This is a genomic window from Nonomuraea sp. NPDC049684, assembly GCF_044465345.1.
Lineage (GTDB): Bacteria > Actinomycetota > Actinomycetes > Streptosporangiales > Streptosporangiaceae > Nonomuraea.
In genome coordinates this window covers 81,817-100,907 of record NZ_JBITLO010000023.1, presented here as the reverse complement: position 1 = coordinate 100,907, position 19,091 = coordinate 81,817, and the positions used below count along the sequence as shown (strand labels likewise).

The following is a 19,091-nucleotide window of genomic DNA, read 5'->3' as shown; positions in this document are numbered from 1 at the left end:
CCGTCTCGACCCGGCCCGCACGGGGACGCCCTCTCCGCGCCGGAGGACGCCCCCGGGTCCGGTTAGGAGTCGACGCTGGTGCCGGCGTGGCCGGCGTCGTCGGCGGTCGTGGCGTTGCCGTTGACGTTGTTGACGCTGGTGGCGTCGGTGCCGCTCACGTTGACGTTCACGACGTTGCCGAAGTTGTTGCCCGACTGGGAGGTGTCGTGGTTGGAGCTGGAGTTGCCCGCGGTGACGTCGGCGTGGGCCGGGGCGGACAGGAGCGTCAGGGCGGCGGCCGCGGCGACGGCGCCGGTGGTCACGCAGAGCTTCTTCATCATGTCGATGTCCCTTCCTCGGGGCTGTACGGAGGTCAGTAGAAGATGTAGGTCACCGCGATGCCGCCGTCGGTGGCGGTCGTCGCGACGCCGTTGATGTTGTTGACGTTGGTCGAGTCCCAGCCACCGCGGTTGGCCGCGGAGACGTCGCCGAAGTTGTTGCCCGACTGCGACGAGTCGCTGTTGCTGCTCCAGTTGTCGGACCAGGTGTCAGCGTGGGCGGGAACGGCCGATATGGCGACGCCGGCGGCCGCGGCCAGCACGGCACCTGCGGCGCACAGCCTTTTGATCACTTCTGCTCCTTCACCGGTATGGACCCCTGCGAGGCGGCGGACGCCAGGGCCCTGGGCAGCCGCCGCCCTCTTTTTGACCTTCTGTGACCCATTGGGATCAAGGTCAATGCGACTATATAACTCTGCGTTGCCATTCGGTAGCACAGAGTGATCAGAACATTGTTCGCCGCCGACCCTGACATGAGATGGCAGTGACCCGGCCCTAGCGTCCGGCCATGATCTGCGAACTACGGCGGTACACCCTTCACCCCGGGCGGCGCGACACCCTGATCACGCTGTTCGAGCGCGAGTTCGTCGAGCCGCAGGAGGCGGTCGGCATGCGCGTCCTGGGCACCTTCCGCGATCCCGACGCGCCCGACACCTTCACCTGGCTGCGCGCCTTCCCCGACATGCGGGCGCGCCGGGCGGCGCTGGAGGGCTTCTACGACGGCCCCGTCTGGCGGGCGCACCGCGACGCCGCCAACGCCACGATGATCGACTCCGACGACGTGCTGCTGCTGCGCCCGTCCGGTCAGGAGCTGCCCTCCTGGGAACGGCCGCCCGCGGGCGCCGCCGAGCCGCCCGCCGCCCTGTACGTCGCGACGATCTGCCACGTCGAGGCGGGCTTCGCCGAATTCTTCGCCGGTCAGGTCGCGCCCGCGCTGGCCGCGGCCGGGACGCCGCCGGTCGGCTGCCTGGAGAGCGAGCACGCCGAGAACACCTTTCCCCGCCTGCCGGTCCGGACCGGGGAGAACGTGTTCGTGTGGTTCACCCGGTTCGCCCGGCCCGAGGACGAGCGCCAGGCGGACCTGTCCATGCTGGAGGCCCGCCTGACCGCCCCGCCGGTGCGGCTGCGCCTGCGTCCCACCGCCCGGTCGTCGATGCGCTGACGACTTCTTCCAACTTTCGGGCCCTCGGCGGAGTTGATTTCCTACATGGACCGCTACGAGGGGTTCCACGAGTTCGTACGCACCCGTCAGCAGTCGCTGATGCGGACCGCGTACCTGCTCACCGGAGACCCCCATCTCGCCGAGGACCTGTTGCAGACGGTCCTCACCCGTGTCGCCTCGCATTGGGGCAAGCTCGCCGAGGACGGCAACCCCGAGGCGTACGCGCGCCGGGCGCTGGTGAACCAGACCATCTCCTGGCGCCGGCGCAGACGGCCCGAACTGCCCGCCGCCGAGCTGCCGGAGACCGGCGGGCACGCGCACGACGAGGCGACCGCGCGCCGCCTGACCCTGCTCCAGGCGCTGGCCCGGCTCACCCCGAAACAGCGCGCGGTGATCGTGCTGCGCTTCTACGAGGACCGCACCGAGCACGAGACCGCCCGGCTCATGGGCGTCTCGCTCGGCACGGTCAAGAGCCAGACGCACTACGCGCTGTCCAAGCTGCGCGCCCTCACCCCCGCGGAGGTGTACCGATGAAGACGCTGCGCGAGGACCTGCACGCGCTGGCCGAGCACGCGCCGGTCGTCGACCTGGGGGCGCGGGCCGTCCGGGGCGCCCGGCGCAGGCGCGCGACCCGCCTGGCCGTGAGCGTCGCGGCGGCGGTCTGCGTGATCGGGGGCGGCGGCGCCGTGCTGCTGCAGCAGGCGCGTCCGGCGCCGCCGATCGTGCTCACCCCGCCGGCCGCCACCGCCCTTCCGCTGCCCGCCAAGGGGGTCGCGCCGGTCGAGCAGTTCTACCGGCCGACGTGCCGCACCGGCGGACCGGCGTGCATGTGGCGGCTGGTGACCCGGGACGGCGCCACGTACGAGCTGACCGACGGGCCGCGGAACGGGCCGGTCGAGGCGACGGCCGACGGGCGCCGGATCGCCTACTACAGCCCCCGCGAGCACGCGATCGTCGTCCGGGACCTGGCCGGGGGCCAGGTGTGGACGTCGCCGCTGAAGCAGGACGGCCAGGACTTCGCCGGCGAGTACGCGCTGCGGCTCTCCCCCGGCGGCCTGCGGTTCGTGGTGGCCGCGACGGGCGCGCCCCGGCTCGTGGACGTGGCGGGCGGCACGTCGACCTCCCTGCCGAAGGGCTCGTGGCCGGTGAGCGTGGCGGACGGGACGGGCCCGGTCGTGCTGGCCAGGGCCAAGGGGGACACCACGTCGTTGTGGGTGCTCGGCCGCGACCCGGTGACGGTCCCGGAGCACACCTACGACTTCAGCGCCCTGGCCCCGGACGGTCGCACGATCGCCCGCATCGGCACGACCCTCGACCGGAACCGGGAGCCCATGGTGCGGCGCGACGGCACGATCGTCGTCTTCGACGTCACGGGAGGCGCGGAGCGCCGGGTCAGGCCGTCCGGGCTGGGCGAGGGGCTGCGGCCGGCCAAGCTGGGCGGCTGGACGTCCCCCCGGGAGGTGACGTTGCTGGCCTATCCGGACGACGACCCCCGCGCCGTCGCCGTGGTCTACGCGGTGGACGTGACCTCGGGGCGCGCCACCGAGCTGTTCGCGCTGCGGGGGGACGGCCAGACGTCCGTGCCCGGGGTGGTCCGCTAGCCGGCGGGGATCAGGGGGCCGCGCCGTAGACGGGCTCGGGGGCGGGCGCGGCCTCCAGGAGCGTGGCGACGGCCGCGCCGACCTCCTCCGGCGACCAGCGGGCCCCCCGGTCCGCGGCGGGGCCGTGCCGCCAGCCGGTGGCCAGGGCGATCGTGCCGCCCTCGACCTCGAAGACCCGGCCCGTCACGTGCGCGGAGGCGGCCGAGCCGAGCCAGACCACGAGCGGGGCGACGTTCGCCGGGTCCATGGGGTCGAACCCGTCCCGCGGCCTGGCCATGGTCGCCGCGAACACCTCCTCGGTCATCCGGGTGCGGGCGGCCGGCGCGATGGCGTTGACGGTGACGCCGTAGCGGGCCAGCTCGGCCGCGGCGACCTGGGTGAGCGCGGCGATACCGGCCTTGGCCGCCGAGTAGCCGGCCTGGCCGACGCTGCCCAGCAGGCCCGCGCCCGAGGAGGTGTTGACCACCCTGCCGGACACCTCCTCGCCCGCCTTCGACCGTTCCCGCCAGTACGCCGCCGCGTGCCGCAGCGGCAGGAAGTGGCCTTTGAGGTGCACGCGGACGACGTCGTCCCAGTCCTGCTCGGTCATCGAGACCAGCATGCGGTCGCGCAGGAAGCCGGCGTTGTTGACCAGGACGTCCAGCCGGCCGTACGCGCTGACGGCGGTCTTGACCAGCCGGGCGGCGCCGGCCCAGTCGGACACGTCGTCGCAGTTGGCCACCGCCCGGCCGCCGAGGGCCTCGATCTCGGCGACGACCTCGTGGGCCGGGCCGGCGGACGCGCCGCCGCCGTCGCGGGCGGTGCCGAGGTCGTTGACCACGACGCGGGCGCCCTGCCGGGCGAACTCCAGGGCGTGCTGCCTGCCGATGCCGCGTCCGGCGCCTGTCACGATCACCACACGGCCAGCGCAAATGCCCACAAGACCTCCCAAGGGGATCATGCACAGATATCAGGAAATATCGTCAGAAGCCAGGTGTTGCCAGGCGGGGATCTCGCCGCCGCCGTCCACCCGCACCTCGGCGCCCGTGACGTAGCCGGGGGCGGCCAGCCACAGGCACGCCGCGGCCACGTCGGCGGGCGTGGCGGGACGGCCGGCGGGGATGGCGGCGTCCGCCCGCCCCTGGCCGGTGTACCGCTCGGCCGCCGTGGTGTCGGCCAGGCCGACCACGACCGAGTTGACCCTGACCTCGGGAGCCCATTCGGCGGCCAGGCAGCGGGCCAGGTGGTGCAGGCCCGCCTTGGCGGCGCCGTACGCGGCGGTGCCGGGCGAGGGACGGGCGCCGCTGACGCTGCCGATCATCACGATCGCCCCGCGGGCGGCGGCCAGCAGCGGGTGGGCCCGCTGGGAGACCAGCAGCGGTGCGGTCAGGTTGAGCTCGATGACGCGGGCGTGCAGGCGCGGCGAGGTGCCCGACACGGGGGCGGGCGGCGAGCCGCCGGCGTTGTTGACCACCACGTCCAGCCGGTCGAACCCGGCGACCAGCCGTTCGACGTCGGCCGGGACGCGCACGTCGGCCTGGACGAAGCGCAGGCCGTCCAGGGGGCCGGGGTCCTTCCTGGCGCAGACCGTCACGTCGGCGCCGGCCGCGCGGAAGGCCCCGGCGATGCCCGCGCCGATGCCCTGGGTGCCGCCCGTCACCAGCACGGACCTGCCCGTGTAGTCGTAAGTGACCGTCACGGGTGCTACCGTACCAAGCAAGCGTTAGGTGCGACCAGGGAGCGCGATGGGGATCACACTGCGGGACGGGCCGGTCGCCGAGGTCGTGGTGGACGTGCCGCCGGTGAACGCGTTGACCGTCCAGGGCTGGGCCGACCTGGCGGCGGCGGTGCGCGCGGCCGGGCGCGACCCGGCGACCAGGGTGGTGGTGCTGCGGGCCGAGGGCCGCGGGTTCAACGCCGGCGTGGACATCAAGGAGATCCGGGCCGACCCCGGGCACACGGCGCTCGTCGGGGCGAACCGGCAGTGCTTCGAGGCGTTCGCGGCCGTCTACGAGTGCGAGGTGCCGGTGCTCGCCGCCGTACACGGGCACTGCCTGGGCGGCGGCGTCGGCCTGGCCGGCAACGCGGACGTGGTGCTGGCCAGCGAGGACGCCTACTTCGGGCTGCCCGAGGTGGACCGCGGAGCGCTCGGGGCGGCCACGCACCTGGCCCGGCTGGTGCCCCAGCACCTCATGCGGGCCATGGTCTACACGTGCCGGAACGTCACGGCGGCCGAGCTGCACGCGTTCGGGTCGGTCCTTGAGGTGGTGCCGCGCGACAAGCTGCGCGAGGCGGCGATGGAGGTGGCCGGGCAGATCGCGGCCAAGGACCCGTACGTCATCCGCCGCGCCAAGGAGTCGCTGAACGGCATCGACCCGGTGGACGTGCGCCGCAGCTACCGCTTCGAGCAGGGCTTCACCTTCGAGCTGAACCTCATGGGCATGGGCGACGAGCACAGGGAGCGGTTCCGATGAGCAAGGTGATGTCCGTCGAGGAGGTCGCGGCCTCGGTGGAGAGCGGGATGACGGTCGGGATCGGCGGCTGGGGCTCGCGGCGCAAGCCCATGGCCCTGGTGGGCGGCCTGCTGCGCACGTCCGTCCGGGATCTGACGGTCGTCTCCTACGGCGGCCCCGACGTCGGCATGTTGTGCGCGGCGGGCAAGGTGCGCAGGGTCGTTGCGCCGTTCGTCACGCTCGACTCCATCCCCCTCGAACCGCACTTCCGGGCGGCCAGGCAGGCGGGCGCGGTCGAGTTCACCGAGTACGACGAGGGCATGTTCATGTTCGGGCTGCTGGCGGCGGCGCACCGGCTGCCGTTCCTGCCGACGCGGGCGGGGCTGGGGTCCGGCGTGCTGCGGGTCAACCCGGAGCTGCGGACCGTGCGCTCACCGTACGGGGACGGGGAGGAGCTGGTCGCGGTGCCCGCCCTGACCATGGACGTGGCGCTGGTGCACCTGAACCGGGCCGACGCCCGCGGGAACGCCCAGTACCTGGGCCCCGACCCGTACTTCGACGACCTGTACGCCAAGGCGGCCGGACGCTGCTACGTCTCCTGCGAGCGGCTGGTGGACACCGCCGACCTGCTGAAGGAGGGGCCGGTGCAGTCGTTGCTGATCAGCCGCTCGATGGTGACCGGCGTGGTCGAGGCCCCGGGCGGGGCCGGGTTCACCTCCTGCGAGCCGGACTACGGGCGCGACGAGGAGCGGCAGCGGCGTTACGTGGAGGGCGGCACCGATGCGGGGAACTGAGGTGAGCAGGGCTGACGTGTGCGTGCTGGCCTGCGCGGAGGCGTTTCGGGGCGACGGGGAGATCCTGGCGGCCGGGATCGGCGGCGCGATCACCGTGCTGGCCGCGCGGCTGGCCCGGCTGACGTTCGAGCCGGACCTGCTCACCTCCGACGGCGTCTGCCTGCTCACCGGCGACGTGCCGGCGCTGGGGGCGGCGCCCGGGGTGGTGGAGGGGTGGCTGCCGTTCCGGGAGCACCTGTGGCTGGTGCTGAACGGCCGCCGGCACGTGATGCTCGGCGCGAGCCAGATCGACCGGCACGGGAACAGCAACATCTCCTGCATCGGCGACTGGGCCCGTCCCAAGGCCCAGCTCCTCGGGGTGCGCGGCGCGCCGGGGAACACGCGGTGCGACCCGACGAGCTACTGGATCCCGCGGCACTCGCGGCGGGTGTTCGTGCCCGAGGTGGACATGGTGAGCGGGCTGGGCACCGACCGGGGGGCGTACGAGCTGCGGCGGGTGGTGACGGACCTGGCGGTGCTCGACTTCGGCACGCCCGACGGCTCGATGCGCCTGGCCTCCACGCATCCGGGGGTGAGCGTGGCCGACGTGCTGGCCGCCACCGGGTTCGACCTGGTCGTCCCGCCGGAGGTGCCCACGACGCGGGAGCCGGACGCGGCCGAGCTGGCCGTCCTGGACCGGCTGGATCCCGGCCGGGCGCGCGACCGCGAGGTGGCCGGGTGAGGACGGCGCTGACCGAGCTCACCGGCTGCCGTCATCCCGTCGTCCAGACCGGCATGGGGTACGTCGCGGGCGCCCGGCTGGCCGCGGCCGTCTCGGCGGCGGGCGGGCTGGGCGTGATCGGCGCCGCCACCATGTCGGTGCCCGAGATGACGGCGGCGATCAGGCGGGTCAAGGAGCGGACGGAGGCCCCCTTCGGGGTGAACATCCGCTCCGACGCCGACGACGCGGCCGAGCGGGTCGAGGTGATGATCAGGGAGGGCGTGCGGGTGGCGTCGTTCGCCCAGGCGCCCCGGCGGGAGCTGATCGCCCGGCTCAAGGACGCGGGGGTCGTCACCATCCCGTCGGTGGGGGCGCGCCGGCACGCCGAGAAGGTGGCCGCGTGGGGCGTGGACGCGGTGATCGTGCAGGGCGGCGAGGGCGGCGGGCACACCGGCCCGCTGGCCACCACGCTGCTGCTGCCGCAGGTCGTGGACGCGGTCGACATCCCGGTGATCGCGGCGGGCGGCTTCTTCGACGGCCGGGGCCTGGTCGCCGCGCTGGCCTACGGCGCGTGCGGGATCGCCATGGGCACCCGGTTCCTGCTGACCCGCGAGTCCCCCGTGCCCGGCGCGGTCAAGGACGTCTACCTGGCCGCCCGCGAGACCGTCGTGACGACCAGGGTGGACGGCGTGCCGCACCGCGTGCTCAACACCCCGTTCGTGGCCTCGCTGGAACGGTCGCGGCTGCTGCGCGCGGTGCTGAACGGCGCCCGGTTCCGGCGGCTGTCCGGCCTGTCGTGGGGCGCGCTGGTCCGCGAAGGACGGCGGATGCGCCGCGGCCGGGACCTGACCTGGGCGCAGGTGCTTCAGGCGGCCAACACGCCGGTGCTGCTGCGCGCGGCGATGGTGGACGGCCGGGCCGACCTCGGGGTGATGGCCTCGGGCCAGGTGGTGGGCGTGATCGAGGACCTGCCGTCGTGCGCCGAGCTGATCGGGCGGGTGATGGCCGAGGCCGAGGAGGCACGCAAACGCCTGGCCTGACCCCACGCGGAGCCTGACCCCACGCGGAGCCTGACCCCACGCGGAGCCTGACCCCACGCGGAGCCTGACCCCACGCGGAGCCTGACCACGCGCGGAGCCCGGCTCACAGGACGGTGATGCCCCGGGCGAGCAGGATGGCGTTGGCCTGGGTCTGGTTGATGATCGCGCCGGCGAAGGCGCGCAGCTTGGCGTCGTCGGGCTGCCCGAGGTCGGCGCCGCGCAGGTCGGCCTTGGCGAACGTGGTGTTGAGCAGCCGCGTGCCGATGAGCCGGCAGTCGCTGAAGGTGGCCTCGGTGAAGTCGCAGCCCGACAGGTCGGCGTCGTCGAAGCGCACGCCCTCGATGAACTCGCCGCGCAGCGAGCAGCCGCCGAGGTTGGCCAGCGTCAGGTTGCACCGCGCGACCTTGAAGCCGGTGCCGCGCGAGGCCGTGAGCGCCGCGCCGATCATGCGGCAGCCCTGGAAGGAGGCGTCGGTGAGCAGGGCGCCGCCGAACTGGGCCGAGGACAGGTCGACGTCGGTGAACGTGGCGTCGATCAGGTCGGCGTCGTTGAACCTCGGGCGCATGCCGCCGCCGCCGGCGAAGACCGCGCCGTCGAGGTCGGCCTTGCGCAGGTCGGCGCCGTCGAGCACGCAGGACTCGAAGCGGGCGCCGGCCAGCGCGGCTCCGGACAGGGCGGCCTCGGTCAGGTCGCAGCCGCGGAAGACGTGCGGCCCGTCGCCGTGGAGGGCGGGGCGGCTGTGGGAGAGGTCTTCGCCGTCGAGGATCACGGTGTCACAGCGTACCGGTGAGCACCTCCGCCGCCGCCTGGCCGCAGACCCGCGCCGACCCGTACGTGGCGATGTGCACGGCGCCGAGGTCGGAGCGGGCGGGCAGGCCCATCTCCACGACGACGGCGTCCGGCCGGGCGCTGAGCAGGTGCCGCAGCGCCTCGCCCTGCCAGGCGTAGCGGTGGGCGTCGCGGACCACGATCACCAGCGGGCGCTGCGCCGCCTCGCCGATCAGCCGCTCCAGCCTGGCCCCGGTGGTGTCCGCGGCCGCCAGGCGGGTGACGGCGGTGCCGGGCAGCAGCCGTCCGAGCGGCTCGCCGACGCCCCACGGGGTGCCCTTGTCGATGGCCAGGTTCATCTCGGGCGTCAGCTCGACCACGTGCGCCGCCCCGGTGAGCGGCAGCACGGGGGCCGTGGACCTGCGGGTGACGCGGACGGCCCGGCGGGCGGCGGAGAGCCCGAGGTAGCCGTCCTCCGGTACGGGGCTGCCCGAGGAGGTGGTCCAGGCGGCCAGCTCGCGGACCCTGCGGGCGGCGTCGGCCAGTCGCTCCTCGGGCAGCAGTCCTTCGGTCACGGCGGCGGCGATGGCGTCGCGGACCTCGACGGCGGTGGCCTCGTCGGCCCGCTCGCCGCCCACGCAGATCGCGTCGGCCCCCGCGGCTATGGCGCGGGCGGAGGCGCCCCCGATCCCGTACGCCCCCGACACCGCGGCCATCTCTATGCCGTCCGTGATGATCATTCCCTGGAAGCCCAGCTCCTCGCGCAGCAGGCCGGTGAGGACCTTGGGGCTGAGCGTGGCGGGCAGTTCGGCGTCGTAGGAGGGCACCAGCAGGTGGCCGGTCATGATCGACCTGACCCCCTCCTTGATCGCCTCCCGGAAGGGGAAGAGCGCCTCCTCGATGCCGGCGTCGGCCACCACGGGCACGCCGTGGTGGGAGTCGACGGTGGTGTCCCCGTGGCCGGGGAAGTGCTTGGCGCAGGCGGCCACCCCGGCCGACTGCAGGCCGCGGACGAACGCCCTGGTGTGCCGGGCGACGAGCGCGGGGTCGGCACCGAAGGCGCGCAGGCCGATGACCGGGTTGTCGGGGTTGGAGTTGACGTCGGCGGACGGGGCGAAGTCGATCGTGATGCCCGCGGCCGCCAGTTCGCCGCCCATGTCCCTGGCCAGGGCCTCAGTGAGGCCGACGTCGTCCACGACGCCGAGCGCGTACCCGCCGGGACGGCTGCTGCCGGTGCTCACCTCCAGCCGGGTGACCTCGCCGGACTCCTCGTCGGTGCCGACGAGCACCGCGGGGTTCTCCGCGCGCAGCGCGGCGGTGAGCCGGGCGACCTGCGCGGGGTCGGCGATGTTGCGGGAGAACAGCACCACGCCGGCCAGTCCCTCGCCGAGTCGGCGGCGGATCCAGTCCGGAGGCGTCCGTCCCGCGAAACCAGGGAGGAGAACGGCGTCGGCGAGGCGAAGAAGGTCACCGCTGAGGGGCATGACCCGAAATCTAATAGGAAAGTTTCCTATTTGCTAGAGGCATTTTCTGATGTCAGCCCGGTGCCTTCCGTGTCTTGTTCAACCATTGCCGCAAATGCTCACTTCAGTTGCGCGCGCGGCCTTTCAACCGAGGCGTTCGATGACGGTGACGTTCGCCTGTCCCCCGCCTTCGCACATGGTCTGCAGGCCGTACCGGCCGCCGGTGCGTTCGAGTTCGTGCAGCAGTTTCACGGTCAGGACCGCGCCGGTCGCGCCGAGCGGGTGGCCGAGCGCGATGGCGCCGCCGTTGGGGTTCACCCGGGCGGGGTCGGCGCCGGTCTCCTTGAGCCAGGCCAGCACGACTGAGGCGAACGCCTCGTTGATCTCGATCGCGTCGAAGTCGTCGATGGCCAGGCCGGTCCGGCCCAGGGCGTGGGCCGTGGCGGGGATGGGCGCGGAGAGCATCATGATCGGGTCCGCGCCGCGCGCCGAGAGGTGGTGCACGCGGGCGCGCGGGGTCAGCCCGTGGTCGCGTACGGCCCGGGGCGAGGCGACCAGCAGCGCCGCCGCGCCGTCGGAGATCTGGGACGCCAGCGCCGCCGTGAGCCGCCCCCCTTCGGCCAGCGGCCGGAGCGCGGCCATCTTCTCCGGCGTGGTGTCCCTGCGGGGCGCCTCGTCGTCGGCGACGGCCTCGTAAGGGACGATCTCGCGCCGGAAACGCCCCTCGTCCACGGCCCGCAGCGCGCGGCGGTGGGACTCGTGGGCGAAGCGCTCCATGTCCTCGCGCGACAGGTCCCAGTCCACCGCCATCTGCTCGGCGCCGGCGAACTGGGAGACCTCCGCCGCGCCGTAGCGGGCGGCCCAGCCTTTCGACCCGGCGAACGGCGTCTCGTGCCCGAGCGGCCGGCCCGCCAGCATGGCCGAGGAGATCGGGATCATGCTCATGTTCTGCACGCCGCCCGCCACCACCAGGTCGCTGGTGCCCGACAGCACGGCCTGGGCGGCGAAGTGCAGGGCCTGCTGGGAGGAGCCGCACTGGCGGTCGACGGTGACGCCCGGCACGTGCTCGGGCAGCCCGGCGGCCAGCCAGCAGGTACGCGCGACGTCCCCGGCCTGCGGCCCGATCGTGTCCACGCAGCCGAAGATCACGTCCTCGACGGCGGCGGGATCGGCGTCCGCGCGGTCCATCAGCTCGCGCAGGACGTGCGCGCCGAGGTCGGCCGGGTGGGCCGCGGCCAGCCCGCCGTTCCTGCGCCCGACGGGGGTACGGACGGCGGCGACGATGTAAGCCTCATTCATCCCCTCATCCTAACAAGCGCTTGGTAAGTGCGATAATGCCCTACGAGCTGGGCCTGGCGTGTGAACAAGCGATTGTCTGAGGGCTCATAATGGGAAACGTGACCACGCGAAAGAACTCCGGCACCACCACGTCACCGGCGAAGCGCCAGCGCGCCTCCTCCACTGGGGCGGCCTCAGAGCGGCGCGACCACCTCGTCAAACTCGCCGCGGAGCTCTTCGCGCGCAAGGGCTTCCAGGCCACGACCGTACGCGAGATCGCCGACGAGGCGGGCATCCTGTCGGGCAGCCTCTACCACCACTTCGACTCCAAGGAGACGATCGTCGACGAGGTGCTGTCCACCTTCCTCGACGACCTCATCGCCCGCTACCGCGCCGCCGTCGACAGCAACGCCGACGCCCGCACGGTCCTGTCGGAGATGGTCCGCATCGGCTTCGGCACCCTGGAGCCCCACCGCGCCGCGATCACCGTCATGCAGAACGACTGGAACTACCTGCGCCAGTTCGAGCGCTTCAACTACCTGGTCAAGGCCGAGGACGAGGTCGAGCAGATCTGGGTGGCCCAGATCAAGGCCGGTCAGGCGGCCGGGCTGTTCAGGGCCGACGTCGACCCCAAGCTGACCTACCGGATGATCCGCGACACCATCTGGGTGGCCGTGCGGTGGTTCCGTCCCGGCGGCAGGCTCAACACCACCGCGCTGGCCGAGCACTACATCACGGTGCTGTTCGACGGGCTCGCCACCGGCGAGCGCACGACCCAGCGTCAGGGATGAGCCTCGGCAAGGCGGTGCGGCTGGCCCTTGAGGAGATCGCCGAGCCGGACAAGGCCGAGCCGATGCGCGCGTACATGAAGTCGGAGATGCCCTTCCTCGGCGTGCAGGCCACGCCGAGGCGGGCGGCGCTGCGGCGGGTGTTCGCCCGCCACCGCATCGACTCCGCGCCCGAGTGGCGGCGCGCGGTGCTCTCGCTGTGGCGGGAGGCCGAGTACCGCGAGGAGCGTTACGCCGCCGTCGAGCTGACCGGCCACCACTACTACCGCGACTTCCAGACCCTCTACACCGTGCCGATGTACGAGGAGATGATCGTCACCGGCGCCTGGTGGGACCTGGTCGACGAGCTGGCCACCCACCGCGTCGGCGACCTGCTGGCGGCCTTCCCCGACACCATGCGCCCGCTCATGCTGGAGTGGGCGGCCGACGCCGACCTGTGGAAGCGCCGCACGGCGATCCTGTGCCAGAACCGCTTCAAGTCCCGCACCGACACGGCCCTGTTATACGCCTGCATCGAGCCCAGCCTGTCCGACACCGACTTCTTCGCCCGCAAGGCCATCGGCTGGTCCTTACGCGAGTACGCCAAGACCAACCCCGACGAAGTCATCCGATACGTCCGCGCCAAGGGCATCTCCGGCCTGAGCCGCCGCGAGGCCCTGAAGAACCTGCCTTTGAGTTGACCGCCTCACCTGGTCCAGAGCGCGTCCTGCACCGCCTGCACCAGCGCCATCAGCTCCGGCGTCACCCGCTCCCGCGCCCAGGCCAGCGCGTAGGTGATGCGCAGCTCCCCCGCCTCCAGCGGCACGAACCGCACGTCGTTCCGCCGCACGGACCTGACCAGGAGCTGCGGGATCGGCAGCAGCCCCGCCCCGGCGGCCACCAGGTCGAGCGCGGCGGCGAAGTCGTCGTCGGCCACCATCCGCGCACGCCCCGGCAGCCCCGCCCACGGCCGGCTCCCCGGCGTCAGCAGCACCTGCCCGCCCAGGTCGTCGGGCGTGACCCTGCCGTACCCGGCCAGCCGGTGCCCGAGCGGGACGGCCAGATGGTCCACGGTCACGTGGAATCGGGCCGCCGTGACGAACTGCGCGGGGGCCGGTGTGGACAGGATCGCGGCCGAGACCTCCCCGCTGCCCAGCGCCTGGGCCGCGGCGCCCCGTCCGGCCACGACGAGCTCCACGCCGATCGCCGGGGCGCGCCCGGCCAGCCGTCTGGCGATGCGCGCGGCGAGCGCGCCCACCAGGGGTGGATAAGCCAGGTGAATCGTCGGCCGGGCCAGTCTGGCGGCTTCCGCGGTGAACGCCTGGGCCGATTCGAGCACCTGCCGGGCGTACGGCAGCAGGCCCTTGCCCTCGGCCGTCAGCCGCACCTCGCGGGCGTTGCGCTCGAAGAGCCTCACCCCGGCGGCGCGTTCGAGCCGGGTGATGGCCTGGCTCACGGCGGGCTGCGACATGCCCAGGTCGGCGGCGGCGGCCGAGAAGCCGAGCCGCTCGGCGACCAGGAGGAAGCAGTGGATCTCCTTGAGCATAAGCAGCACTTATCGATGATGCACCACCTCGGTCCCGCCGGACACGATTCCGGCATCTGACCGACGTGATCGAGGAGCTGAGATGTCGCCATTCCCCACGTCCACGGTGCTCGGGTACCCGAGGATCGGGCCGCGACGGGAGCTGAAGCGGGCCCTGGAGTCGTACTGGGACGGGCGGTCCGGCCGCGCGGAGCTGGAGCGGACGGGCGCGCAGATCCGGGAGCGGACCTGGCGGCGGCTGGCCGAGCTGGGCCTGGAAGGGCTGCCGTCCAACACCTTCTCCCTGTACGACCACGTGCTGGACACGGCGGTGCTGCTGGGCGCGGTGCCCGAGCGCTACCGCGCGGCCGAGGACCCCTACTTCGCGATGGCCAGGGGCACCGAGGGGCTGGCGCCGCTGCGGATGACGAAGTGGTTCGACACCAACTACCACTACATCGTGCCGGAGATCGGCCCGGAGACCGTCTTCAAGCTGGACGCCGCCAAGCCGCTGGCCGAGGTGCGCGAGGCCCGCGCGCTCGGCCACGAGACGCGGCCCGTCGTGGTCGGGCCGGTGACGTTCCTGCTGCTGGCCGGGGCGCCCGAGCGGCTGGAGGACGTGCTCGGCTGCTACGAGGAGCTGCTCGCGGCGCTGGCCGCCGAGGGCGTCGAGTGGGTGCAGCTCGACGAGCCGGCGCTGACCGGCGACCGCACGCCCGAGGAGCTGGCGGCCGTGCGGCTCGCCTACGACCGGCTGGGGTCGGCGGCCGTCCGCCCGGGGCTGTTCGTGGCCACCTACTTCGGCGACCTCGGGCCCGCGCTGCCGGTGCTGGCCGGCACGCCCGTCGAGGCGATCGGCGTGGACCTGGTGCGCGGCGGCGCCGTGCCCGACCTGCCGGGCAAGACCGTGGTCGCGGGCGTGGTCTCGGGCCGCGACGTGTGGCGCACCTCGCCGGAACGCGCCCTGGCCGCACTCGGCGGCGTGCGCGCGGACCGGGTGACGGTGAGCACGTCCTGCTCGCTGCTGCACGTGCCCTACGACGTGGACGCCGAGCCCGACCTCGATCCGGCGCTGCGGGAACGGCTGGCGTTCGCCGAGCAGAAGGTGGCCGAGGTGGTGGCGCTGGCCCTCGCCGTCGCCGGAGGGCCGGACTTCGGGGGGCCGGTCCCGGCCGGGCCCTCGGCGCCGCTGACCGCGCCGGCCGCGCCGGAGGAGCGGGCGCCGTACGCGGTCCGGGCCGCCGCCCAGGCCGCCCACCTGGGCCTGCCCGTGCTGCCGATCACCACCATCGGCTCGTTCCCCCAGACCGGCGAGCTGCGCGCGGCGCGGGCGGCCGTGGTGGCCGGCACGCTGCCGGAGGAGGACTACGAGCGGCGGGTCGAGGCCGAGATCGAGCGCGTCGTCAGGGTGCAGGAACGCCTCGGCCTGGACGTGCTCGTGCACGGCGAGCCCGAGCGCAACGACATGGTGCAGTACTTCGCCGAGCACCTGGACGGGTTCGCGGTCACCAGGAACGGCTGGGTCCAGTCGTACGGGTCGCGCTGCACCCGGCCGCCGATCCTGCACGGCGACGTCGGCCGTCCCGGGCCCATCACCGTGCGCTGGGCCTCCTACGCGCAGTCGCTCACCGCCAAGCCGGTCAAGGGCATGCTCACCGGGCCGGTGACGATCGTGGCCTGGTCGTTCGTCCGCGACGACCTGCCGCTGCGGGACGTGGTGTTCCAGGTGGCCGACGCGGTGCGCGAGGAGGTGCGCGACCTGGAGGCGGCCGGGGTGTCGATCATCCAGGTGGACGAGCCCGCCCTGCGCGAGCTGCTGCCGCTGCGGCGGGCCGCGCAGGCCGACTACCTGGAGTGGGCGGTGGCGGCGTACCGGCGGGCCACCTCGGGCGCGGCCGACCGGACCCAGATCCACACCCACCTGTGCTATTCGGACGCCGACCAGATCCTGGCCGCCATCGACGGCTTGGACGCCGACGTCACCACGATCGAGTCGGCCCGCTCGGGGGCGCGCATCCTGGGCGCGGTGCGCGCGTTCGGCCGCGGCCTCGGCCCAGGCGTGTACGACATCCACTCCCCGCGCGTGCCCGGCGCGGACGAGGTCGAGGGCCTGCTGCGCAGGACGCTGGCGGCGCTGCCGGCCGAGCGGGTCTGGGTCAACCCCGACTGCGGGCTGAAGACGCGGACGTACGAGCAGGTGGAGGCCTCGCTGGCGCACGTCGTCGAGGCCACCCGGCGGCTGCGGGCCGAGCTTGCGCCGTAGAGCCCGGTGAGCCCCTCGACCGGCCGAGCGTCAGCCGTGGAGCTCGGCGAACTCCTCGACCGTCATCCCGAACAGGATCCCGTCGTCGTAGCGTCCGGCGGCGAAGCGGCTCCTGCGCCGGCGGCCCTCCTCGACGAAGCCGAGCCGCCGGTGCAGGGCCAGCGACGGGTCGTTGGAGCTGTAGACCCACGCCTCGGCCTTCTGGAAGCGGCGCTCGGCGAACATGTAGCGCAGCAGCAGGACGATCGCCTCGCCGGCGTAGCCCTTGCGGTGGTGGGGCGTGCCGATGGAGATGCCGTAGCAGAACGTGCCGTGCACCCGCTCGACCTCGTGCGTGTTGATCATGCCGACCGGCCGGTTGTCGCCGGCGTCGGCGATCACCAGGCGCAGCTCGTCCATGTCGGACTCCTGCTCGGCCAGTTCCTTGGCCCACTTCTGCGCCTCGGCGGCCGAGCGGGGCGGATGAACCCGCCAGCCGTTCCTGGCCGCGTCGGTGTCCTCCTCGAAGGCGAGGAACGCCGCCCAGTCCTCCGGTTCGATGGCCCTCAGGCGCACGCGCTCGCCGACCCACGCAGACGTCATGAAGGGGAGCAAACCAGAGCACGCCCCCCGCGCGCGAGCCCTTTTCCGGCCCTCACCCGCGCCCGTACCTGTCCTCGGCCCGCCAGAAATACCAGAGCCCGAGGGTCAGCCCGGCGACCGCCCAGAACAAGCAGCTCAGCCAGACGAGCGGGCGAGGGCCGGCCGCGTGGATCAGGATGTCGCGCATGAACTCGATGGTGGAGGCGGCGGGGTTGAGATACATGACGTCGGCCACCCACTGCGGCAGCCCGACGCCGCCGACCGGCTTGCCGGTGACCGGGTCCGGATATCCCACGATCTTGTACTGGATGGAGAAGAAGACCCCGGAGGCGTACAGCCAGGTCCGCAGGACGAACGGCAGGAGCTGGTTCACGTCGCGCAGCGAGGCCCCCAACCGCGCCAGGACCAGGCTCAGCCCGATGTTGAACATCGTCTGCAGGAGCAGGGCGACCGGGACCAGCAGCCAGAACCAGGTGGGGAACTCCCCCATGACCACCACGAGGACGAGCAGCACGCCCATGGAGACGGCCGCCTGCCGCAGTTCCTGAAGGGTGTAGGCCAGGGGCAGCGCGGCGCGCGGGAAGTGCAGGGCGCGGATGAGCGAGAGGTTCCCCGAGACGGACTTCGCCCCCGCCGAGGCCGACCGCTGGCTGTAGGTGAAGACGAACATCCCCGTGACGAGGAACGCCGCATAGTTGTCGATGTGGTCGTGTCCGCCCAGGACGAGGCCGAACATGACCCAGTAGATGCCGGCGTTCAGCAGCGGCGTCAGCACCTGCCACAGTTGCCCGAGCGCGGAGGCGGAGTATTTCGAGGCGGTGCGCGAGGTCGCGTACACCAGGACGAAGTGCCGGCGTTCCCATAATCGGCGCAGGTAGACGTGCATGTCCGGGCGGGCCATGGATCGCCGCAGCCCGTGACGGGTGGCGAGGGCGGCGAGTGATTCCTGTTCGGGCGCGGATGGCATGGGAGTCTCCTCACGGCCTGCTGCGTCGCGGAATGCCCAGGAGTCTAGGTTCCGGAACGGCGAGATGGGCGTGCCCGCGCGCCTCCGGAAGGGCGCGGCTCAGCCGGTCAGGTGGCTCGTCCGTCGAGGAAGCCGGCGACGCGGGCGTTGAGGTCGGCGGGCTCGTGCCACGGCATCGCGTGATGGGACAGGCGCGGCAGCACCGCGGTCCGCGCGCCCGGCAGCAGGCGGGCGGCGGCCGACGCGACGCGGTGCGGCGAGTGCGCCTTGCCGCGCCCGGCGACGAGCACGAGCGCCGGCGTGGTGAGCGCCCGCAGCGAGCCTGGGCCCACGCACCTCGGCCTCAACTCCGCGGGCACCACGGCGGTGGTGGACCGTCTGGAAAGGCTCGGCCACGTCCGCCGGGAACGCGACACCCGGGACCGGCGCCGTGTGCTGCTGAAGGTCGACGAGAGCGCCGTCACGCTCGGCTGGAGCTTCTTCGGCCCGCTCATCCAGGAGATCGTCCAGCTCATGGAGGGGTACGACACCACGGAACAGGCCACGATCGAACGCTTCCTCAACGACGTCCACCAGGCCGTCACCCAGAGCTCGACGGGACGGCCTTCCCCTGCCAGGACAGTGGTGTCCCAGGCTCAGGGCGCTCACGTCTCGTAGCCTGGATGGCATGAGCGCGATGCGCGACGAACTTCATCACCTGGTGGACCGGCTGCCCGAGGATGAGGTCGCGCCTCTGCTCCGTCTGGTCCGGGATCAGCTCGACGAGCAGCAGGCGGTGCGGGACTTGCCGTTCATCGGAATGCTCGAGGCGGAGCCGGATTTCGCGGAACGCGCCGAGGAGATCCTGCGGGCGGAGGACAATCCTCCCTTGTGATCGTCCTTGACACAGGCCCGTTGGTCGCCGCTGGTCGAACCTGCCTCTGGGCGCGGTCGACGCCTCCGTCATAGCGATCGCCGAACGGCTCAACACTCCAGAGGTGGCCACGCTCGATCGCCGACACTTCACGGTGGTGCGCCCGCACCACACCCATTCGCTGCTCCTCCTGCCGGAAAGACTCTGAGAACCGCCGCCAGCAGCACCGTTACCGCTGAAGAACGACTGCTTCGGGGCGGCGGGACAGGGACGGCGTGCCCGGTCACCCTCCGTCCGATCAGTTGCTCGTCGTAGGTGAGCGCGACTTGTGCAGCCTGCTCTCGGCCTGGAGGTTCTCGGCCAGTTCCGCCAGGGTCGCTCCGCAGCGGACGTTGGAGAGCCCGCTGTCAGCGGACACGAGGGGGACGCGGAACGCGACCCAGCCGCCCGTCACGTCCATGATCCGCCACCCGGGAAACCTGCCAAGAACCTGCTGCACGGTCAGGCTCATGGCCGCGCCGCCCTTCCCGGGGCCGGAAGTGGGTGCCAGGCGTGGAGGGCACGCTTGCGGTCCGGCCC

24 protein-coding genes are annotated in these 19,091 nt (G+C 73.0%); 12 read left to right on the top strand and 12 right to left on the bottom strand.

Going from position 1 to position 19,091, the window contains the following annotated elements:
- Window positions 1–62 precede the first annotated feature (62 nt).
- Both ACIBST_RS45220 and ACIBST_RS45215 read right to left on the bottom strand, forming a co-directional pair.
- Window positions 63–320, bottom strand: coding sequence for a hypothetical protein (locus ACIBST_RS45220; protein WP_358298476.1), 258 nt, complete (start codon window positions 318–320; stop codon window positions 63–65).
- A 32-nt stretch (window positions 321–352) separates the two neighbouring features.
- Window positions 353–610, bottom strand: a complete 258-nt coding sequence (locus ACIBST_RS45215; protein ID WP_358298478.1) for a hypothetical protein — start codon at window positions 608–610, stop codon at window positions 353–355.
- Between the two features lie 215 nt (window positions 611–825).
- Here ACIBST_RS45215 and ACIBST_RS45210 point away from each other — a divergent pair, with 215 nt between their 5' ends.
- The 3 genes from ACIBST_RS45210 to ACIBST_RS45200 are packed head-to-tail and all read left to right on the top strand — an operon-like array spanning window position 826 to window position 3,080.
- A complete protein-coding gene (locus ACIBST_RS45210) occupies window positions 826–1,479 on the top strand; it encodes an NIPSNAP family protein (protein WP_397179647.1) in 654 nt (217 codons plus the stop codon).
- A 45-nt stretch (window positions 1,480–1,524) separates the two neighbouring features.
- Window positions 1,525–2,013 (top strand): SigE family RNA polymerase sigma factor, encoded by a 489-nt coding sequence (locus ACIBST_RS45205; RefSeq protein ID WP_397179646.1) that lies wholly within the window; start codon window positions 1,525–1,527, stop codon window positions 2,011–2,013.
- Complete coding sequence (locus tag ACIBST_RS45200; RefSeq protein WP_397179645.1) at window positions 2,010–3,080, top strand: hypothetical protein; 1,071 nt, start codon at window positions 2,010–2,012, stop codon at window positions 3,078–3,080. The genes ACIBST_RS45205 and ACIBST_RS45200 overlap by 4 nt, the downstream gene beginning before the upstream one ends.
- 10 nt (window positions 3,081–3,090) lie before the next feature.
- Here the strand turns inward: ACIBST_RS45200 and ACIBST_RS45195 are convergent, their stop codons facing one another.
- Both ACIBST_RS45195 and ACIBST_RS45190 read right to left on the bottom strand, forming a co-directional pair.
- Window positions 3,091–4,020 carry an SDR family oxidoreductase gene (locus tag ACIBST_RS45195; protein WP_397179644.1) on the bottom strand — a complete coding sequence of 310 codons (930 nt, stop codon included), beginning with the start codon at window positions 4,018–4,020 and terminating at the stop codon, window positions 3,091–3,093.
- 9 nt (window positions 4,021–4,029) lie between these two features.
- Window positions 4,030–4,758, bottom strand: coding sequence for an SDR family oxidoreductase (locus ACIBST_RS45190; RefSeq protein WP_397179643.1), 729 nt, complete (start codon window positions 4,756–4,758; stop codon window positions 4,030–4,032).
- Between the two features lie 46 nt (window positions 4,759–4,804).
- Here ACIBST_RS45190 and ACIBST_RS45185 point away from each other — a divergent pair, with 46 nt between their 5' ends.
- Genes ACIBST_RS45185 through ACIBST_RS45170 form a run of 4 tightly spaced genes read left to right on the top strand, consistent with a single transcriptional unit; the run spans window position 4,805 to window position 8,046 of the window.
- Window positions 4,805–5,533, top strand: a complete 729-nt coding sequence (locus ACIBST_RS45185) for an enoyl-CoA hydratase family protein (protein WP_397179642.1) — start codon at window positions 4,805–4,807, stop codon at window positions 5,531–5,533.
- Window positions 5,530–6,306, top strand: a complete 777-nt coding sequence (locus tag ACIBST_RS45180; protein ID WP_397179641.1) for a CoA transferase subunit A — start codon at window positions 5,530–5,532, stop codon at window positions 6,304–6,306. Before ACIBST_RS45185 ends, ACIBST_RS45180 begins: the two co-directional genes overlap by 4 nt.
- The gene (locus tag ACIBST_RS45175) at window positions 6,293–7,027 is read left to right on the top strand and encodes a CoA-transferase subunit beta (protein WP_397179640.1); all 735 of its coding nucleotides are present in this window, start codon (window positions 6,293–6,295) and stop codon (window positions 7,025–7,027) included. Before ACIBST_RS45180 ends, ACIBST_RS45175 begins: the two co-directional genes overlap by 14 nt.
- Window positions 7,024–8,046, top strand: coding sequence for an NAD(P)H-dependent flavin oxidoreductase (locus ACIBST_RS45170; RefSeq protein WP_397179639.1), 1,023 nt, complete (start codon window positions 7,024–7,026; stop codon window positions 8,044–8,046). The genes ACIBST_RS45175 and ACIBST_RS45170 overlap by 4 nt, the downstream gene beginning before the upstream one ends.
- Window positions 8,047–8,149: 103 nt before the next feature.
- Here the strand turns inward: ACIBST_RS45170 and ACIBST_RS45165 are convergent, their stop codons facing one another.
- The 3 genes from ACIBST_RS45165 to ACIBST_RS45155 all read right to left on the bottom strand — a co-directional run bounded on the left by ACIBST_RS45165 (window position 8,150) and on the right by ACIBST_RS45155 (window position 11,576).
- Entirely contained in the window at window positions 8,150–8,815 is a 666-nt protein-coding gene (locus tag ACIBST_RS45165) for a pentapeptide repeat-containing protein (protein WP_397179638.1), read from the bottom strand.
- 4 nt (window positions 8,816–8,819) lie between these two features.
- On the bottom strand, window positions 8,820–10,298 hold the full coding sequence (locus ACIBST_RS45160) for a glycoside hydrolase family 3 protein (RefSeq protein WP_397179637.1): 1,479 nt from the start codon (window positions 10,296–10,298) through the stop codon (window positions 8,820–8,822).
- 123 nt (window positions 10,299–10,421) lie between these two features.
- The gene (locus tag ACIBST_RS45155) at window positions 10,422–11,576 is read right to left on the bottom strand and encodes an acetyl-CoA C-acetyltransferase (RefSeq protein WP_397179636.1); all 1,155 of its coding nucleotides are present in this window, start codon (window positions 11,574–11,576) and stop codon (window positions 10,422–10,424) included.
- A 98-nt stretch (window positions 11,577–11,674) separates the two neighbouring features.
- Here ACIBST_RS45155 and ACIBST_RS45150 point away from each other — a divergent pair, with 98 nt between their 5' ends.
- Together ACIBST_RS45150 and ACIBST_RS45145 are read left to right on the top strand one after the other, a co-directional pair.
- Window positions 11,675–12,346, top strand: a complete 672-nt coding sequence (locus ACIBST_RS45150; RefSeq protein WP_397179635.1) for a TetR/AcrR family transcriptional regulator — start codon at window positions 11,675–11,677, stop codon at window positions 12,344–12,346.
- Window positions 12,343–13,023, top strand: coding sequence for a DNA alkylation repair protein (locus ACIBST_RS45145; RefSeq protein WP_397179634.1), 681 nt, complete (start codon window positions 12,343–12,345; stop codon window positions 13,021–13,023). The genes ACIBST_RS45150 and ACIBST_RS45145 overlap by 4 nt, the downstream gene beginning before the upstream one ends.
- Before the next feature lie 5 nt (window positions 13,024–13,028).
- Here ACIBST_RS45145 and ACIBST_RS45140 read toward each other — a convergent pair whose 3' ends face one another.
- Window positions 13,029–13,868 (bottom strand): LysR family transcriptional regulator, encoded by an 840-nt coding sequence (locus ACIBST_RS45140; RefSeq protein WP_397179705.1) that lies wholly within the window; start codon window positions 13,866–13,868, stop codon window positions 13,029–13,031.
- A gap of 82 nt (window positions 13,869–13,950) precedes the next feature.
- On the opposite strand from ACIBST_RS45140, the gene metE reads away from it, so the two are divergent.
- Window positions 13,951–16,110, top strand: coding sequence for a 5-methyltetrahydropteroyltriglutamate--homocysteine S-methyltransferase (metE, locus tag ACIBST_RS45135; RefSeq protein WP_397179633.1), 2,160 nt, complete (start codon window positions 13,951–13,953; stop codon window positions 16,108–16,110).
- Window positions 16,111–16,140: 30 nt separating this feature from the next.
- Here metE and ACIBST_RS45130 read toward each other — a convergent pair whose 3' ends face one another.
- The 3 genes from ACIBST_RS45130 to ACIBST_RS45120 form a co-directional block, all read right to left on the bottom strand.
- Window positions 16,141–16,692: a GNAT family N-acetyltransferase gene (locus ACIBST_RS45130; RefSeq protein WP_397179632.1), complete on the bottom strand. Its 552-nt coding sequence runs from the start codon at window positions 16,690–16,692 to the stop codon at window positions 16,141–16,143.
- Window positions 16,693–16,744: 52 nt separating this feature from the next.
- A complete protein-coding gene (locus ACIBST_RS45125; RefSeq protein WP_397179631.1) occupies window positions 16,745–17,659 on the bottom strand; it encodes an ABC transporter permease in 915 nt (304 codons plus the stop codon).
- A 107-nt stretch (window positions 17,660–17,766) separates the two neighbouring features.
- A complete protein-coding gene (locus tag ACIBST_RS45120; protein ID WP_397179630.1) occupies window positions 17,767–17,991 on the bottom strand; it encodes an alpha/beta fold hydrolase in 225 nt (74 codons plus the stop codon).
- Between ACIBST_RS45120 and ACIBST_RS45115 the strand changes: the two genes are divergently transcribed.
- Both ACIBST_RS45115 and ACIBST_RS45110 read left to right on the top strand, forming a co-directional pair.
- A complete protein-coding gene (locus ACIBST_RS45115) occupies window positions 17,960–18,316 on the top strand; it encodes a MarR family transcriptional regulator (protein ID WP_397179629.1) in 357 nt (118 codons plus the stop codon). The genes ACIBST_RS45120 and ACIBST_RS45115 overlap by 32 nt on opposite strands.
- Window positions 18,317–18,326: 10 nt before the next feature.
- Entirely contained in the window at window positions 18,327–18,533 is a 207-nt protein-coding gene (locus ACIBST_RS45110) for a hypothetical protein (RefSeq protein ID WP_397179628.1), read from the top strand.
- Between the two features lie 277 nt (window positions 18,534–18,810).
- Here the strand turns inward: ACIBST_RS45110 and ACIBST_RS45105 are convergent, their stop codons facing one another.
- Window positions 18,811–19,023, bottom strand: coding sequence for a hypothetical protein (locus tag ACIBST_RS45105; protein ID WP_397179627.1), 213 nt, complete (start codon window positions 19,021–19,023; stop codon window positions 18,811–18,813).
- Window positions 19,024–19,091: the final 68 nt, after the last annotated feature.